This is a genomic window from Novosphingobium sp. FG90, from assembly GCF_057808725.1.
Map to the genome: position 1 here is coordinate 1 of NZ_JBMDIO010000095.1, position 1,720 is coordinate 1,720.

A 1,720-nucleotide genomic window follows, 5' to 3' on the forward strand; every position below is an offset into this window, starting at 1 on the left:
ATCATCAGCATCTCAGATTCGAGCCTCCGAGGCTCTGGCAGTCATGGGGTCTAAGGTTTTGCCGTGCCTTCGACGGCGCGCATCTGGCGAAGCGGTCTGAGCGCGGTGGATGGCGCATCGGGATCGGTCCAGAGGTAATCGCCGGTGAGATTGATATGCTGCCAACCGAGCGGTGATAGGTGTTGCAGCAGGTCCGGCGGGACCGGCCGGCCGAGGTTGGCGAGATGCATCCGGGCGGCTTGCAGGTAGGTCGTGTTCCACAGGACGATGGCACCGGCGACGAGGTTCAGCGCGCTCGCCCGATGGCTTTGGGCTTGCAGCGCATGATCGCGGATACGGCCGATGCGATGGAAGAAGATGGCGCGTTTCAGGGCATTTTCCGCTTCTCCCTTGTTGAGTTCGCGGGTGGCGCGGCGACGCTGTTCGGGCTGCTCGATCCAGTCGAGCGTGAACAGGGTACGCTCGACGCGACCGATCTCGCGCAACGCCAGTGCCAGGCCGTTGGCGCGTGGATAGGAGCCGAGCCGTTCCAGCATGATCGAGGCGCTGACGACGCCTGTGCGGATCGAGGTTCCCAGTCGCAGCACGTCGTCCCAGTGTGCCTCGATCAGACCTTCGTCGATGCGGCCCGCGACCAGCGGCGCAATATCGGGGCCGGGTTCGATGCCGTTAAACAGGTGCAAACGGCGTGCGGCGATATTCGGGATACGCGGCGCGAACCGGAACCCAAGCAGATGACATAGCGCGAACACATGGTCGGAGACGCCCCCGCCATCGACGTGATGCTCTTCGATGTGCAGATCGGCGCCGTGGTGGAGCAGCCCGTCGAGCACCTGTGCCGCCTCGCTCGCCGAAGCGGAGATAACTGTGGAATGGAACGGCGCGTAGCGATCCGAGACGTGGCTGTAAAAGGAGACAGCCGGCTCTGTCCCCTTGTGCGGATTGACTGCGCCGGTTGCCTGGGCGCGGCGGTCGAGCGGAAAGTTCTGACCGTCTGAGCTGGACGAGGTGCCGGACCCGAACAGCGCGGCCAGCGGCGCGGTGTGTTGGGCGTCGACAAGCCGGGCGAGCGCGCGACCGTAGGTTTCCTCGCGCAGATGCCACGAGGCGAGCCAACCGAGTTGGCGCTGGGTCACGAGATTGCAGGCTTCCGCCATGCGCGTATGGCCCAGATTGGTGGCATCGGCGAGCACCGCCGTGAGGATCGCACGTGGTTCATCCGCGGCACGGCCACTTTGCAGATGCGTGAAGCACTGGCTGAACCCGGTCCATCGATCGACTTCGGCAAGAAGGTCGGTGATGCGGATCGCGGGCAGATGCGCATAGAGCGGCGCAAGGGCGGTATCGGATTCCTCGGGAGTAATCGCCTTCAAGGGCGAAATCCGCAGCCTGCCCAAGCTGAGCTGCACGTCTTCCAGCGCGTCCGTCTCCGCCTTTCGCTCGACCTCGGCCAATCGACGGGCGAGGCGGGCGCGTCGTTCGGCCAGCCAGATATCGGCCGTATCCGGTGCCGGTATCGGCAAGGGGCCGGCCGCGCGCATGTTGGCGAATACGGGGGCAGGAATGAGTTGCTGCTCGACAGCACGATAGCGTCGGCTTCCCTCGACCCACATGTCGCCGGCGCGAAGCCGGTCGCGAAGCTCGACCAGCACGCACAATTCATAGATCCTGCGATCGGGAATGCCGGTGCCGATCGCCCGACGCCAAGCTTGCCGGATGA

General features: G+C 64.9%; 1 pseudogene. It reads right to left on the reverse strand.

What is annotated here, in order from left to right:
• Nucleotides 1–50: 50 nt before the first annotated feature.
• Nucleotides 51–1,720, reverse strand: a pseudogene (locus ACODRZ_RS26650) (Tn3-like element ISMpo10 family transposase); the annotation flags it as partial.